Source organism: Methanobrevibacter gottschalkii DSM 11977 (genome assembly GCF_003814835.1).
Lineage (GTDB): Archaea > Methanobacteriota > Methanobacteria > Methanobacteriales > Methanobacteriaceae > Methanocatella > Methanocatella gottschalkii.
This window is the reverse complement of record NZ_RKRG01000001.1, coordinates 476,299-492,212: the sequence shown is the minus strand read 5'-3', so window position 1 is coordinate 492,212 and position 15,914 is coordinate 476,299. Positions and strand designations below refer to the sequence as shown.

13 protein-coding genes are annotated in these 15,914 nt (G+C 31.9%); 8 read left to right on the top strand and 5 right to left on the bottom strand.

Translation table 11 applies throughout. From position 1 onward, the window contains the following. Positions 1 to 11: 11 nt before the first annotated feature. Positions 12 to 965: a coiled-coil domain-containing protein gene (locus EDC42_RS02490; RefSeq protein WP_233144892.1), complete on the bottom strand. Its 954-nt coding sequence runs from the start codon at positions 963 to 965 to the stop codon at positions 12 to 14. Between the two features lie 191 nt (positions 966 to 1,156). Between EDC42_RS02490 and polC the strand changes: the two genes are divergently transcribed. The 7 genes from polC to EDC42_RS02455 all read left to right on the top strand — a co-directional run bounded on the left by polC (position 1,157) and on the right by EDC42_RS02455 (position 10,170). Further along, a complete protein-coding gene (gene polC / locus EDC42_RS02485) occupies positions 1,157 to 4,453 on the top strand; it encodes a DNA polymerase II large subunit (protein ID WP_069574957.1) in 3,297 nt (1,098 codons plus the stop codon). Between the two features lie 242 nt (positions 4,454 to 4,695). Beyond that, positions 4,696 to 7,014, top strand: a complete 2,319-nt coding sequence (gene nrdD / locus EDC42_RS02480; RefSeq protein ID WP_069574956.1) for an anaerobic ribonucleoside-triphosphate reductase — start codon at positions 4,696 to 4,698, stop codon at positions 7,012 to 7,014. A 255-nt stretch (positions 7,015 to 7,269) separates the two neighbouring features. Further along, positions 7,270 to 7,560 (top strand): 50S ribosomal protein L21e, encoded by a 291-nt coding sequence (locus tag EDC42_RS02475; RefSeq protein WP_069574955.1) that lies wholly within the window; start codon positions 7,270 to 7,272, stop codon positions 7,558 to 7,560. A gap of 5 nt (positions 7,561 to 7,565) precedes the next feature. Beyond that, positions 7,566 to 7,910: an RNA polymerase Rpb4 family protein gene (locus EDC42_RS02470; RefSeq protein WP_069575002.1), complete on the top strand. Its 345-nt coding sequence runs from the start codon at positions 7,566 to 7,568 to the stop codon at positions 7,908 to 7,910. Between the two features lie 155 nt (positions 7,911 to 8,065). Further along, positions 8,066 to 8,698, top strand: a complete 633-nt coding sequence (locus EDC42_RS02465; protein ID WP_069574954.1) for a DUF655 domain-containing protein — start codon at positions 8,066 to 8,068, stop codon at positions 8,696 to 8,698. An 8-nt stretch (positions 8,699 to 8,706) separates the two neighbouring features. Further along, the gene (rsmA, locus tag EDC42_RS02460; RefSeq protein ID WP_069574953.1) at positions 8,707 to 9,579 is read left to right on the top strand and encodes a 16S rRNA (adenine(1518)-N(6)/adenine(1519)-N(6))-dimethyltransferase RsmA; all 873 of its coding nucleotides are present in this window, start codon (positions 8,707 to 8,709) and stop codon (positions 9,577 to 9,579) included. Between the two features lie 6 nt (positions 9,580 to 9,585). Next, positions 9,586 to 10,170: a HemK2/MTQ2 family protein methyltransferase gene (locus EDC42_RS02455; RefSeq protein WP_069574952.1), complete on the top strand. Its 585-nt coding sequence runs from the start codon at positions 9,586 to 9,588 to the stop codon at positions 10,168 to 10,170. A gap of 11 nt (positions 10,171 to 10,181) precedes the next feature. Here EDC42_RS02455 and dapF read toward each other — a convergent pair whose 3' ends face one another. The 3 genes from dapF to EDC42_RS02440 all read right to left on the bottom strand — a co-directional run bounded on the left by dapF (position 10,182) and on the right by EDC42_RS02440 (position 14,009). Beyond that, complete coding sequence (dapF, locus tag EDC42_RS02450) at positions 10,182 to 11,042, bottom strand: diaminopimelate epimerase (protein WP_069574951.1); 861 nt, start codon at positions 11,040 to 11,042, stop codon at positions 10,182 to 10,184. 9 nt (positions 11,043 to 11,051) lie between these two features. After that, entirely contained in the window at positions 11,052 to 12,335 is a 1,284-nt protein-coding gene (lysA, locus tag EDC42_RS02445; protein ID WP_069574950.1) for a diaminopimelate decarboxylase, read from the bottom strand. A 513-nt stretch (positions 12,336 to 12,848) separates the two neighbouring features. Continuing rightward, a complete protein-coding gene (locus tag EDC42_RS02440) occupies positions 12,849 to 14,009 on the bottom strand; it encodes an aspartate aminotransferase family protein (RefSeq protein ID WP_069574949.1) in 1,161 nt (386 codons plus the stop codon). Positions 14,010 to 14,080: 71 nt separating this feature from the next. Between EDC42_RS02440 and EDC42_RS02435 the strand changes: the two genes are divergently transcribed. Further along, on the top strand, positions 14,081 to 14,512 hold the full coding sequence (locus tag EDC42_RS02435; protein ID WP_069574948.1) for a peptidylprolyl isomerase: 432 nt from the start codon (positions 14,081 to 14,083) through the stop codon (positions 14,510 to 14,512). A gap of 25 nt (positions 14,513 to 14,537) precedes the next feature. Here EDC42_RS02435 and EDC42_RS02430 read toward each other — a convergent pair whose 3' ends face one another. Then, positions 14,538 to 15,914: an MFS transporter gene (locus EDC42_RS02430; protein WP_069574947.1), complete on the bottom strand. Its 1,377-nt coding sequence runs from the start codon at positions 15,912 to 15,914 to the stop codon at positions 14,538 to 14,540.

Genomic DNA, 15,914 nt, shown 5'->3' with positions numbered 1-15,914 from the left:
AAATTAATCATCTATTTGAATCTATTAAATAATCCCCTGTTTGATTCTTTTTCCAAGTCTTCTTCAAGTTTCGCAACTTGTTTTCTTAAATTTGAGATAGTTTTACTAGATTCATTGAACAATTTATCATAGCTACTTTCCTTAAGTCTGAGTTTAGTGGAAATTGATGAAATTTCTTCTTTATATTCTTCTATTTCTTTCTTATTTTGGTTGTCAACTTCTTGTTTGTAGTTACCAATTTCGATTATCTCGTCCCTTAATGATTTAACTTCTTCAGAAAGTTTCATGTTTTCTTTTTTAGTCTTATCCAATTCAGTTTTTATATCCCTTAATTCGCATGACAATTCATTGTTTTCTTTTTTCAACCCATCAATATTAACTGAATCAAGTTTTTCTTTATATTGGTTTATTTTATCCTGCAATTCTTCTTTAACAGAATTAATTTCAGCTTCAAATTTATCTGCCCTTACTTTATTAACAGCACCTTCAGCACCAATTTTTCCAATTTTATTACTCAAATCTGCATTAATATCTAACTGATCAAAGTATTTTCTAGTAGATTTTTCAAGTGCATCGGTTAATTCTATTTTAAGACTTTTTAGATTAGCATTTTCCTTTTTAAGTTTGGGAATTAATTTATTAGTTAAATAATTAAGTTCACTAGATTGATTAGATAATTTTTTTTCTCTTTCGCCTAATTTAACTTTTAAACTATCTACAACACTGGAATCAACATTTTTGGAAGGTTTTTCTTTAACTGCTTCTTCCATAGCCTCCTTTTTGACAGTCTCTTCAACTACCTCTTCAGGAGCATCTTCAACAACTGGTTCTTCAGAACCTTCCAAGATATGTTTTGTTTCAATAACTTTTCCTTCGTCATCTTTTTTGCGATTATTTTTGAGTTTATCTAAATCTAATTTCATTTTGCTACCATACATAGCATTAATCGGTTTATCATTTGACATTAAAATCACCAGAACAGCAATATTAATAAATAAATTCAACCACAATTTACACTTAAAAATTTAGATTTTTCAATATTTAAGTATTGTTAAATATAGATTTCAATAATGGTTTTTAAAAATTACAAACATTATTAAATTAGGAAAATCAATAGAGTATATGTTAAATTAATTTTGTAACTTGTGGCGATACAATGGATTATTTTGATAGATTAGAAGCTGATACCCATCACCTATACGACATAGCTAATAAAGCCAGGTCTAGAGGGTTAGATGTTGAAATAGAAACAGAAGTACCCCTTGCAAAGGATTTAGCTGAAAGAGTGGAAGGGCTTGTTGGTCCTGAAGGCGTGGCTAAAAGAATTAAAATATTAGAACAAAACATTACAAGAGAGGAAGTCGCTTTTGAAATTGCGGCTGAAATTGCTTCAGGCAAATTTGAGCTTACAGGTGAGAAAGCTAACTGGGATACAGAACAAAGATGTGACCAAGGTCTTAGGACTGCACTTGCTATTCTTACAGAAGGAGTGGTGGCAGCACCACTTGAAGGAATTTCAGATGTCAAAATTAAAGATAACTTTGATGGAACAAAATATATAGGAGTATATTTTGCAGGACCAATCAGAAGTGCAGGAGGAACAGCAGCAGCACTAGCAGTACTTTTAGGGGATAAAATTAGACAAGCTATTGGCATTGATGCATTCAAACCAATCGATGATGAAATCGAAAGATATGTAGAAGAAGTTGAATTATACGAATCAGAAGTTACAAATTTACAATACTCACCAACACCAGAAGAAGTGAGATTTGCAGCAAACCATATTCCTGTAGAAGTTTCAGGAGAACAGACTGACAAAGTAGAAGTATCTCATCGTGATTTAGAACGTGTTGAAACCAATAATATTCGTGGCGGAGCTCTTCTTGCAATGGTTGAAGGAGTTATCCAAAAATCTAAAAAGATTAAAAAAATCTCAAATAAATTAGGTCTAGATTGGAATTGGCTTGAAGAATACTCAAAACCTAAAAAAGACGATTCAAAAGAGGATTCAGGAGACAGTGAAATTGTTAGTGAACCTAAATATATTCAAGATATCATTGGTGGAAGACCAGTTCTTGGATACCCCTCTGAGAAAGGTGCATTTAGATTAAGATATGGACGATCTAGAAATACTGGTCTTGCAACTATGGGTGTTCACCCAGCAACAATGGCCTTGCTTGATTTTTTAGCAGTTGGAACACAACTTAAAATTGAGTATCCCGGAAAAGGTAACTGTGTGGTTCCCGTGGATTCAATTGAAGGACCTACAGTTAAACTTAAAAATGGTGATGTATTAATTCTTGATTCTGTAAAAAAAGCAAGGGAAGTTAAAAAAGATGTTGTTGAAATATTATTCCTTGGTGATATGCTTGTTGCATTTGGAGAATTCTTAAGAAACAACCAAACATTATATCCCTCCGGATGGTGTGAAGAATGGTGGATTCAATTATTGATGAGAAGTGATAAGTTTGATGCAGAAAATACTGATTTAGACTTGTATAAGCTTGAATATGAATATTTATCAGCTACTGAAGCATTTAATTTATCTAAGGAGTATAACATTCCTCTCCATCCTAAATATACATACTGTTACAATGATGTGACAATTGAAGATTTAAATTCATTAATTGATTTGATTGAAAATGGAAAATCAACATTTAATAAGGATGAAGGAATGAAACTCGATTTATCATATCAAAAAAGAATTCTTGAAATCATAGGTGTCCCCCACATTGTACGCAATGATAAAATTATCATTGATAAAGACCATTCTTATTCACTTTTAGAAACATTGCCCAAAAAACTACCAGAAAATGAAACAACTATAGAAGCAGTAAACGAAATTTCACCTATTGAAATAAAAAATAAAGCTCCAGCATACATTGGTACCCGTGTAGGTAGGCCTGAAAAATCAAAAGAAAGATTAATGAAACCCGCCCCTCATGGATTAATACCAATAGGAAATAATGGTGGTTCTAGAAGACTTGTGGCAACAGCTGCTAAAAAAGGAAGTGTGAAAGTAGATATTTCTAGAAGAAAATGTACAAACCCAGAATGTGGAATAAGTTCATTTGGATCACTTTGCCCTAAATGTGGCAGCCCAACTGAAGTAGGAAAACCGTCTCAAAAAACTATTCCCCTTGCAACTATGCTTAAAAAAGCATCAGATAATGTTAAAGTAAGACGTGTTGATGAAGTTAAAGGAGTAGTTGGTATGATTTCTGAATCCAAATTACCAGAACCTATCGAAAAAGGAATACTTAGGGCAAAACATGAAGTATTCACTTTTAAAGATGGAACTATTAGACACGATTCAACTGACTTGCCACTTACTCATTTTATCCCAAAGGAAATTGGAGTTACAGTTGAAAAACTACTTAAAATGGGTTATGAAAAAGATTGTTACGGAAATCCAATTGAAAATGAAAATCAGATCATTGAACTTAAAGTTCAAGACATCGTCATTTCAGACAATTGTGGCGAGTATTTACTTCGTACTGCCCAATACATTGATGACGAACTTGAAAGATATTACGATATGGATCCATTCTATAATGTTAAAGAGAAAAGTGATTTAATTGGGCATTTAGTCGCAGGACTTGCTCCGCATACATCTGCAGGAGTACTTGGAAGAATTGTAGGATTTACAAAAGCATTAGCTTGTTATGCTCACCCTTACTTCCATTCAGCAAAACGTAGGAACTGTGACAGTGACGAAGATGCAGTAATGTTATTATTGGATGCATTAATTAACTTTTCAAAATCATATCTGCCGAATACCCGGGGAGGAAGTATGGATGCTCCTTTAGTTTTATCTTCAAGAATTGATCCTGAAGAGATAGATGATGAATCTCACAACTTAGACATCTTTGAAAGATTCCCGGTGGAATTTTATGAAGAAACTTATACTCCTCATAAGCCTGCAGAGGTTTTAAAATACATTGATAATGTAGAAATGCATTTAGGAACTCCACAACAATATGAAGGATTAATGTTTTCCCATCATACCTCAAGCATACATGCCGGACCTACTGTCTGCCTCTATAAAAGATTACCTTCAATGAGAGAAAAAGTTGAAGCTCAAATTGCACTTGCTGAAACTATTAGAGCAGTAGACCAAAGAGGTGTTGTGGAAAAAGTTTTATCATCACATTTCTTACCTGATATAATGGGTAACTCAAGAGCATTCTCCAAACAAAAAGTAAGATGCCCTAAATGCGGCGCTAAATATAGAAGGATGCCACTTACTGGAAAATGTAAGTGTGGAGGTAATTTAATTCTATCAGTTTCAAAAGGATCAGTTACTAAATATCTTGAGATATCACAAGAGCTTGTTAACAGATATCCTGTTTCACATTACTTGAAACAGCGTCTTGAAATCCAAGAATTTGGTATTAACTCATTGTTTGAAAGTGATAAATCAAAACAGAGTTCTTTAGATATCTTTTTCTAAGAAACTACTTTTCAAATGCTCTTGGATTTTTAATTTTTAACATTAAAAAAATAACAACTATCATGACATAATTTGTTAAATGCAAGTCGAGCATTTTATATACTACAAAAATCAATGTAGTATTAGTAATGTTCGTTAAAATACGAACAATTATTATACATGTCTAAATATATATTATTGCATGTGAGAGCATCCACTCTCAAATTTAAAATATGGTCAAAAAGAGAAAATGGTGTGTTTAAATGGAAAGAACTTCAGAATTAGGAAAAAATTTACATGAATCTACAAAAATTAATGTAGAAAAAAATAACGGGATTAAAGAAAGGTTCAGCTATGAAAAGTTATTGAAATCATTAGTAATGGTTGAAACTCCATTTTTTGAATCCGACAAAATTGTAGCAACAGTAGTATCACAATTATACGACGGAATCAAAACTAAAGAAATCAAAAAAATAGTGCATGAATGTTTAGAAGACATTGATTCTGAAATTGCAAACAAATATTTAGCAAGTACCAGATTAAAAGTACGTACTTCTAGAGATACTATTGAAGCATTTGACTTATCAAAAATTGCAAACACTTTAATTGAAGAAACTGGAGCAAGCCAAGAAACTGCATTCGAAATTGCAACTGAAACTTGGAAAGAACTGAAAAAATTAAATGTAGAATACTTAACTGCTCCAATGATCAGAGAAATTGTTAACACTAAATTAGTAGAATATGGATTAGAAGATTTAAGAAGTCGTTACACTCGTTTAGGTATTCCTGTATACAACATTACAAATTTAATTGAAAACGGTAACAGGGATAACGCAAACATGATTCACAATCCTGAAAGTATCCACAAACATGTTGCAGATGAAGCATTAAAACAATATGCACTTTTAAAAATGCTCCCTGCACATTTAGCAGATGCACACATGTCTGGCGATATTCACATTCATGATTTAGAATTCTTTGCAGGCAGACCTTTAAACTGTATGCAACACGACATTAGAACTTTCATCAAATACGGACTTAAAGTAGACGGTACTGGTGACCACACTTCCATTGCAGGAGCACCAAACCACATGGAAACTTTAATGAACCACACTGGCGAAATCATGCTTGCAGCACAACAAAATATGTCCGGAGGACAAGGAATGTCACTTTGGAACGTATTTGTAGCACCATTTGCAAGAGGAAGAACCTACGAAGAAATCAAACAATCAGTACAAATGCTTGTTTACAACTTAAACATGGCATATGCAGCAAGAGGATCACAAGTTCCATTCACAAGTATGGCATTAGAATTTGGTGTTCCGGACTTCTTAAAAGAAGAAACTGCATACGGACCAAAAGGACAAGTAGTTGGAACCTATGCTGACTTCGAAGAAGAAACCAGATTAATTCAAAGAGCATTCACTGAAACATTATTAGAAGGAGATAACGAAGGAAAACCTCATTTATTCCCTAACACAATTTACACCCTCCGTAAAGAAACAATGACTAGTGAATACGAAGAGGATATTAGATTAGTTCATGAATTATCTGCAAAATATGGTTCTTCCTACTTTGTAAATATGTTCCCTAAATACAGAGGAAACATGGCAAACTACATGGGATGTAGAACTTGTTTACAAGATACTTGGACTGGTGACTGGGATCAAGACTGTTTAAGAACTGGTAACCTTGCATATGTTACTTTAAACTTACCAAGAATAGGATACCAATCTAAAGATGAAAGTCAAGTATTCGAATATTTAGATGAATACATGGATCTTGCGGTTGAAACTTTAATGCTTAGAAGAGAACAAGGATTAAAATGTTTAAATGATTTCCATATCTTACCCTTCTTAAAACAACAAGTAGCTGAAGATTCATACTACAGAATCCAAAATTCAACTTTATCATTTGGTTTCGTTGGACTTAACGAAATGTTATCATCATTATTTGGTGCAGGTATTGAAAATGCTGATGCAAACAAATTTGGAGTAAAATGCATTGAATATATTAATGATAGAGCTAATCAATTAAAAGATGAAACTGGACTCAGATGGTCTGTTATTCAAACTCCTGCTGAATCTACTGCTTACAGATTCGCAACTCTTGATAAAAAACAATATGGAGATCAAGCTATCGTTCAAGGTGAAGGAAATGCAAACTACTACACTAACTCTTCCCATGTACCGGTAGACACAGGACTTTCACTTATCGAAAAAATCAAAATTGAAGAACAATATCACAGTATAACACCTGGCGGACATATCTTCCATGCATTCATGGGTGAATCATACTCTGATCCTGATTCTTTAATGAGTTTAACTAATAAAATTGCTAAAAAATCCGATATAGGATTCTGGGCTTACAGCTCAGCATTAAGTTTCTGTCTTAAATGTAAAACTTTAATGAAAGGATTAAACAATGTTTGTCCTACCTGCGGTGAAAAAGAAGATGTAGAATGGTATGATAGAATTACAGGATACGTACAACAAGTTGGACGTGCAAAATCTGCATCTGGCGGATGGAACCCAGGTAAACGTCAAGAATTAATTGACAGAAGAAGATTTGAAGATAACTAATTGGTTATCTTCACACACCATTTTTAAAACCATAAAACCCTATTTAAAAAATTTTTATTATAAATTTCAATAAATGCTAAAAAACTAAAAGTATATTAATAGCATAAACCAAAATTATAATATTATCATGTTACTGAGTGATAATTAAATTATTTTCACATTCTATGTTACTAGTATTTATGGGCAATTTAATACTAGGTAGCTGATAACATAGATTAATCAAATATACCCAGACAGTTTATAAGAGGTTATATTATGCAAAGATCAAGAGGATTAAAAAGTAGATCAAGAAAAAAAATGACAAAAACCCAAAGACCAGGTAGAACCAATCCTATTACTAACAGAATGCAAAGGTTTGAAGATGGAGATTTAGTTCATATTACTATCAACCCAAGTATTCAAAAAGGACAACCGGCTCCTAGATTCCATGGTAAAACTGGAAAGGTTACTGGTCAAAAAGGTAAAGCATATATTGTATCCTTAAAAGAAGGAAACAAAGCAAAAGAATTAATTGTAAGACCAGACCATTTAAAATTACAAAAATGATTTCTATGATTGGAAAAGAAATTATTGAAAGTGAACCAATATCAAGTGCAGAAGTAAAAAAAGTTCTTGAAGATTTTTCAGAAGACAATGAATTAAACTACGAACAGAATATTACTTTAAATCATCTTGCAAGATTTAAAAGATATTCTGTTGAAGATTCAGAAGAAATTATTGAAAAACTCCAAGAAGAATTTGGCCTAAGAGATAAAGTTGCTGTACGTATCGTAGATTTAGTTCCAAAAGATTTAGCAGATTTAAGATTAATCTTCGCTAAAGAAGCTATAAAAATTGAAAAACCCGATATGGAAAAGATACTTGAACTCTTAGAACAATACAATATTGAAGAATAGTTTTGGGCTATTCTCTTTTTTTATTATTTTTTATAATTTTATTACCGTCAAATATACTTTTTTTAGATATCTTTATTATACTTAACAAATAAATTTATTAAATAGTTTATTTATATAGCTAGTTTATTTTATAAAAACAATAGTGAGTGATAAAGATGGTTGATAATAAAAAAAGAAATGGAAAAAAACCAACTGTAAAAAAAGAACAATATGCTGTTGTTCTTGATTATTTAAGCAGAGGCTATGTTAAGTCAGATATGTCTAAATTTGGCGGAAAACCTATTGCTCAAGCTATTGGTACAGAACAATTCACTTTACTTGAATTAGCTCCTAAAAATGGTGTTGATTTAGAAATAGGAGACACAGTATTTATAGGACAAGGAAAAAAAGATAAAATATATAGAGTACTTGGAAGATTAAACTTTGAAAGATTAACTGCAACAAGTAGAATTGAATTAGATTACACAATCAGAGACATTGTTGAATCAAACGAAGAAAAATATGTTAACTTTTTCAATACAACTGGAGCCGTTAGTACAAGGCTCCATACACTTGAGTTAATTCCAGGAATCGGTAAAAAATATATGTGGGACATTATTAATGCCAGAGAAGAAAAACCATTTGAAAGTTTCAAAGATATAACCGAAAGACTCCCAACATTAACCGACCCTGCAGGAATGATAGTAAACAGAGTTAAACAAGAATTGGATAGAAATGCAATTAAAAGAGGCAAAAGTAAATATTACATATTTACACAGGTTCCAAAAAAACCTAGAAATCCAAGATAAGTGATAAATTGAATAGTGAAAATTCCATATCCCTTTCTAAGACAACTAAAAGCATCTTAAATCAAAATGGGATAAAGTTAAATAAGAATCTTGGTCAAAATTATCTAATTGATAAAAATAAAAGAGATCAAATCATTAACTTTGGAAACATCAATGAAAATGATGTAATCTTAGAAATTGGGACTGGAATTGGAACATTAACAATTGAACTTGCCAAAAAAGCTAAAAAAGTAATAGCTATTGAACAAGATAAAAATATATGTGACATATTAGCCAAAAGACTTAAAGAAGAAAAAATAGATAATGTAGAATTACTCAATGAAGATGCTTTAAATATTGAATTTCCAAAATTCAATAAAATCATCTCCAATCTACCTTATCAAATCTCATCACCTATTACTTTTAAATTTTTAGAATATGATTTTGATTTAGCTATTTTAATGTATCAAAAAGAGTTTGCTGATCGTATGAATGGGGAAGTTGGAACTAAAAATTATTCTAGACTTTCAGCTATGCTACATTTCAAATGTGATGTGAAAAAATTAACAGATGTGAGTTCTGAAAGTTTTATTCCAAAACCAAAAATTGATTCAACAGTTGTAAAATTAACACCAAAAAAGAATAAAATTTCACTTGAAGATTTTAAAATTTATTCCAAATTTACAAAAGCATTATTTCAGCATAGAAACAAAAAAATTAGAAATGCATTGATTGATTCTAGACACATAATAACTAATCTTGATAAAAAAGAAATGAAAAAATGTATGAATGAAATTGAAGATGAAAAACTAAATAATTATCTCAAAAAAAGAGTTGTTGTAGTAACACCTGAAGAAATACTATTTTTATCTAAAGATTTAAATTCAATTTTAAACGGATAGATTACTATGCCTGATTTTAAAATTAATATTGATGATAATGTTTATATTCCCGCTGAAGACAGCTATTTACTTGCTGATAACTTACAGATTAAAAAAGGACAAAGTGTGCTGGAAATTGGAACTGGATCGGGTATTGTTGCAATGTATGCTTCAAGACTTACAGACAATATTACTGTAACAGACATTAATTTTGATGCATGTGAACTTGCATGCAAAAATTTTGAAGCAAATAACATTGAAAATATTGAAATATTATTTGGAAATTTGTTTGACCCCGTGCAGAATAGAAAGTTTGATGTAATTTTATTCAATACTCCATATCTGCCTACTGAAAAAGGGGAGGTTTTAGATGACACAATAAATTATGCTTTTGACGGTGGATTAGATGGTAGAAAAGTTATTGATGCCTTTTTAAATGAAGTGGGAAATCACTTAAATGATGGCGGAATAGTGCAGATGATACAGTCTTCACTATCAGATAATGAAGAAACACTGAAAAAACTCGATAAATTAGGTTTTATTTCAGAAATTGCAAAAAAAGAGCACTTTTTTTTCGAAGATATAACATTGATTAATGCGTATAAAATTTAAAATGGAGAAAGTTAGAATTCCCCATCATAAACAAGCTCTGCTGGACCTTTCATGAATGCGCCAAGAGCATCATCTTTTTCATATACATTGAATTTCAAGTCACCGCCAGGTAAGTGAAGTAAGATATTACTATCAAATAAACCTAGTTTGTAACCAGAAATAGCTGTAGAAGTTGCACCGGTACCACATGCAAGTGTTACACCAGCACCACGCTCCCATGTTCTCATTTTACCTTCATTTTTAGAAATTACTTCAACAAAATGTACATTGATCTTTTCAGGGAATACTTCATGTGCTTCAATAGCTGGACCGTATTTGTCAATGTCGATTTCATCTAAATCATCAACAAAGATGATTGCATGAGGATTTCCAACACTAACAGCAGTTAAATTAAAAGTAGTATCTAAAACTTCCAACTCACAATCCAAAAATTCATCCATTTCAGAAATCATTGGGATTTCAGGAGTTTTGAATGTTGATAATCCCATATCTACTTTAAATAATACCGGTTCATCATCTTCTAAAGTAATTTCAATAGTTTTGATTCCTGCCCTTGTCTCAACAGTCATCTTCTCTTTTTTTAAAATACCTTTTCTGTATACAAAATCTCCAAAGCATCTTATGCCATTTCCACACATTTCAGCCTCACTTCCATCAGGATTGAACATTCTGTACCCAATATCCGCAACATCAGATGGTTCTACGAATAAAACACCATCCCCACCTACTCCGAAGTTTCTGTGGCATAAAATTCTGCATGCTTCAGGTTTGTCTTCTTCAGAAATGACTTTTCCTTTTGTTTCATCAATAATTGGAAAATCATTACCTATTCCATGCATTTTTGAAAATTTTAATCCTTTTAAATCTACCATGTTATCAACTTATTTCAAATGTGGAGGAATACTTTGTTTTGCATATAAATCTTCAAAAGTTTCTCTTTCACGTACAACTGAGCATTCACCATCAGTTACCAATATTTCTGAAGCAAGAGGTCTTGAATTATAGTTTGAAGACATTGTAAATCCATATGCACCTGCATTTAATATACCTAATACATCACCCTCTTCCACATCAGGCATTAGTCTGTCACGTGCAAATAAGTCTCCAGATTCACATACATTTCCTGCAATATCAACAGTTTGAGTATTTTCTGCATTCATTCTGCTTGCATCAACAATATGATGGTATGAATCATACATCGCCGGTCTTAAGAGAGTATGAAAACCTGCATCTACACCAATAAATTTCCTGTAACTTTGTTTTAGACTGTTAACAGTTACTAAAAGCACACATGCATCTCCAACCAAGAATCTTCCAGGTTCAAGATACATTGTAGGATTACCCATGCCATATTGTTCTAATTTTTCTTTAAATAATCCGACATTAACTTCTGCAAATTTGTCTAAATCTACAACATTTTCTTCAGGAGTGTAAGGAATACCCACTCCCCCACCAAAGTCAACAAATTCAAAGTCAATTCCAGCATCTTGGTGAACTTTACCTGCAATATCCATAGTTGATTCAATAGCTAATTTAAATGGTTCCGGATCCAATATACCTGAACCAATGTGAGAGTGCATACCAACTGGATTGAATCCTAATTTTTCTGCTTTTTTATAAACTTCAACAGCTTCGGATTCCATAATACCAAATTTACTCATTATCCCTCCTGTAATACAATGATCATGATGTCCTGCACCTACCATTGGATTTACTCTAAAGGAAATTTTTACACCTTCAGGGTCAATCATTTTAGATAATCTGTTAAGTGCTGATACTGAGTCTATATTTAAAACTGCACCTTCATCATGAACATATTTTAATTCATCATTAGTAATATTGTTACCAGTGAATAATATTCTATCTCCTGAAAATCCAAGCATTTTTGATATATGAACTTCTCCAGGGGAAACCGCATCAATACAACAACCTTCACTTTCTAAAATTTTCATTACTGCAAGGTTAGTATTAGCTTTACATGCGTAAAATACTTTAAAATCAGGATAATATTTTGAGAAAGCTGAATAAAATCTATTGTAATTATCTCTTATCCTATTCTCATCAATCACATAGGTTGGAGTTCCAAATTCTTCTGCAATATCAATTGCATCTGCTCCACCAATATCAAGGTGGTTTTTATCGTTTACTTTAATATTTAAATCCATAATTAAAACTCCTAAAAAAGTTACATTATAAATTTAGTTATTTATTTTAAGCTATTTAAAATTAATGAAGGAAATCGTTTTTCCGTTCAAATTAAGTAATATGATAAAATAATTAAACAGGCAAAAAATGGAAAAATATTATAGTATTACTTTTAAAGGCATAATTGAAAATAGCGGTGATAATACTCAATAGTTAAAATACAATCAAAATCAAAACAGCCCCTGAAATGTGGGAACTCCAAGATGGGAAAGTAAAAAATGGTGAATATTTTACTAAAACATATATTCGTGATTGAAGAAACAGACCCGGAATGTGAAGTTGGAGATTTTTATTAAAGATATTCAAATGATTACATGAATAAAAATACAGTTCAATTGATATGTATCTAAATAATGTAAACAGATTATAAGTGATGAACACATCGGTTTATGTGAGCTAACCCATATACCATAACATTAGCCGTCTACTTATTTTAAAGTATTGGAAAAAAGAAGAGGTTATCTAAAGATAACCTATAAAATTTCATCTAAAGCTTCTACAAACTCGTCGATGTCAGTTTTAGTAATTATTAAAGGTGGGACAAATCTTAAAACATTGCCTGCAGTACAGTTTATTAAGAAACCTGCTTTTCTTAGTTTATCAACATATTCAGCACCAGGTTTGGTTAATTCAAGCCCGATCATTAAACCTTTACCGCGAACATCGGCAATAATATCTTTATCTAATTTCTTTAATTCAGAAATGAAATATCCGCCAACTTCATTAACATTATCCAAAATATTTTTATCTGCAAATTCATCTAAAATAGCATTAGCTGCAGCACATACAAGTGGCCCACCGCCGAATGTTGTTCCATGATCTCCAGGTACGAATGCACTAGCTATTTTCTCGGTTGCTAAAATTCCACCCATTGGAACTCCTCCACCTATTCCCTTAGCCATAGTCATTATATCTGGTTTGACATCAAATAATTCGTGTGCAAATAATGTTCCACATCTTCCGAATCCTGTTTGTACTTCATCCACAATAAATACAATGCCTTTTTCTCTACAGATTGCTTCAATTCCTTTTAAATATTCAACATCAGGAACATGTACCCCGCCTTCACCCTGAATAGGTTCGACAATGATAGCTGCAGTATTTTCAGTAATTGCATTTTTAATAGCTTCAAGGTCGTTATATGGAACATTGATAAATCCTTGCGGCATTATTGATTTAAATGGTTCATGGTATTCTTCATGACCAGTAGCTGCAAGAGTCATTATTGTTCTTCCGTGAAAAGAATCAACAGTTGAGATGATTTCACTCTTGCCGGTGTATTTTACAGCTAGTTTAATAGCTCCCTCATTTGCTTCAGCACCGCTGTTTGCATAAAAAATTCTATCAAAGCTAGTTAAATCAATTAATCTTTTAGCATAGATTAATGCAGGTTCATTATAATAAATACTTGAAATGTGAATGAGTTTTGCAGCTTGATCCTGTATGGCTTTTACAAGTTTAGGGTTATTATGACCCAAAGAATTTACAGCAATACCTGCAAACATATCCAAATATTCATTTCCATCAATATCAGTAACTCTTACACCTTCACCATGATCAAGTACAACTGGTTGTCTAGTGAAAGTGTTTATGAAATAATCATCTTCTATTTTTATTAATTCTTGAGTATTCATTTTATCATTCCATAAACTATTTAATCATTAATATTTATAATATTAATATTATTTAAAAATTAGGTGATAAAATGAAAGTCGCAACTATTGAAACCGATAAAGGGAATATTGAACTTGAATTATTCCCAAATGAAGCACCTGGAACTGTAGCAAACTTTGAAAAATTAATCAAAGAAGGATTCTATGATGGATTAACATTCCACAGAGTAATTCCTAATTTTGTAATTCAAGGTGGTTGTCCTAAAGGAAACGGTACTGGTGGACCAGGTTACACTATCAAATGTGAAACTGAAGGAAACCCGCACAGACATGGAACTGGTGCATTATCAATGGCACATGCTGGAAAAGATACTGGTGGAAGCCAGTTCTTTATTACACACAGTCCGCAACCACACTTAGATGGAGTACACACTGTATTTGGTCAAGTTATCAAAGGTCAAGATGTTGTTAATGCTATTCGCCAAGGCGACAAAATGAACAAATTGACAGTGGAAGAAAGATAGATTCTATCTTTCAACTTATTTTATTTTAATTAAATTCCAACATTTCCTTAGATTTAATTCCTACAAGTGAAGCAAAAACAGATGCTGCGCATAACACCATACAAATTAAGCAAGTAATTTGAGAACTAGTAATTAAAAGAGGAAAATATTTCTCAATCATTGGTACATTACCCATCACAAATGCAAATACTAATGTTAACATACCCATACTCATTGTTTGACCAATAACACGCATTGTTGCAACTGATGCAGAAGCCACAGGAGTATCTTTTTGTGGAACTGACCCCATAATTGCATTTGTATTTGGAGATGAAAATATTCCAAAACCCAAACCATGAGATACCATCGCAATAATTAAAAACCATAATGGTGTTGAAACATTAAGCATTGAAAGCATTGCAAGTGAAATTGCTCCAAAAAACATTCCAATAGCCGCTAATTTTTGTGGATTAATCTTATCCGACAATCTTCCTGAAATTGGAGCCATAATTACTTGAATTAAAGGTGCAACTAACAAGATTATACCTGCCATTTGAGAATCATAACCTCTAATATATTGCAAATGATAATTTACAATAGTTGTAACAGCAAATGTAGCGAGATACGCTGTTAGAGCTGCAAAGTTCGCAGATGAAAATTTAGGATTTTTAAAGAATTTAACATCGAATACTGGATATTTTTCTCTAAGTTCAAGAGCTACAAATACTCCCAATACAATTAAACCTATAACAGTCAAAATAATGCCAGTACTTTCATCAAGACGTGTGAATCCATAAATAAATAACAATATGCCTAATGAGTATACAATAGAACCTTTCCAATCAATCGGAACATCCCCCATAGTAACCCATTCTTCCTTAATTTCAGTTATTAATAAAACTAAAATCAAGATTAAAAATGGCACTGATGTTAAAAATATAGATCTCCATCCAAAATGAAAGTTTAAAAATCCCCCAATTACTGGAGATGTTGATGTTGCAAGATAAACTCCAGTTACGTTAATTCCAATTGCTTTACCACGTTCTTGTGGAGAGAATGCTGATACGACCATTGCCATTGAAGCGACATTTAAAAATGAAACACCAATACCTTGAACTAATCGACAGATTAAAAAAATTTCTGAGTTTATTGAAAAAATAGCTGCAATAGAGCTTAGAATATAAACTGATGAGCCAAATATCATTGATTTTTTAAGACCGAATTTTCCAGATAATTGCCCAGATGGAATTGTAAAAATAGCTACTGCTAAGAAAAATAGCATGGTGACCCAATTTTGGATAATATTGCTCATTCCAAATTCAGAAGCTAAAGTTGGAACTGCCACCATCACAGCAGATGATAAAAATACTGTGAAAAAGGATGTCAATGTTGCTACAATTAAAACGATTTTTTCAAGTTTCAT

Excerpts from the sequence above, each read along its gene's own strand:
- dapF (WP_069574951.1), bottom strand. The coding sequence starts at position 11,042 with ATGGTAGATTTAAAAGGATTAAAATTTTCAAAAATGCATGGAATAGGT.
- EDC42_RS02440 (WP_069574949.1), bottom strand. The coding sequence starts at position 14,009 with ATGAATACTCAAGAATTAATAAAAATAGAAGATGATTATTTCATAAAC.
- polC (WP_069574957.1), top strand. The coding sequence starts at position 1,157 with ATGGATTATTTTGATAGATTAGAAGCTGATACCCATCACCTATACGAC.
- lysA (WP_069574950.1), bottom strand. The coding sequence starts at position 12,335 with ATGGATTTAAATATTAAAGTAAACGATAAAAACCACCTTGATATTGGT.
- EDC42_RS02455 (WP_069574952.1), top strand. The coding sequence starts at position 9,586 with ATGCCTGATTTTAAAATTAATATTGATGATAATGTTTATATTCCCGCT.
- EDC42_RS02470 (WP_069575002.1), top strand. The coding sequence starts at position 7,566 with ATGATTGGAAAAGAAATTATTGAAAGTGAACCAATATCAAGTGCAGAA.
- EDC42_RS02490 (WP_233144892.1), bottom strand. The coding sequence starts at position 965 with ATGTCAAATGATAAACCGATTAATGCTATGTATGGTAGCAAAATGAAA.
- EDC42_RS02475 (WP_069574955.1), top strand. The coding sequence starts at position 7,270 with ATGCAAAGATCAAGAGGATTAAAAAGTAGATCAAGAAAAAAAATGACA.
- nrdD (WP_069574956.1), top strand. The coding sequence starts at position 4,696 with ATGGAAAGAACTTCAGAATTAGGAAAAAATTTACATGAATCTACAAAA.
- EDC42_RS02430 (WP_069574947.1), bottom strand. The coding sequence starts at position 15,914 with ATGAAACTTGAAAAAATCGTTTTAATTGTAGCAACATTGACATCCTTT.
- EDC42_RS02465 (WP_069574954.1), top strand. The coding sequence starts at position 8,066 with ATGGTTGATAATAAAAAAAGAAATGGAAAAAAACCAACTGTAAAAAAA.
- EDC42_RS02435 (WP_069574948.1), top strand. The coding sequence starts at position 14,081 with ATGAAAGTCGCAACTATTGAAACCGATAAAGGGAATATTGAACTTGAA.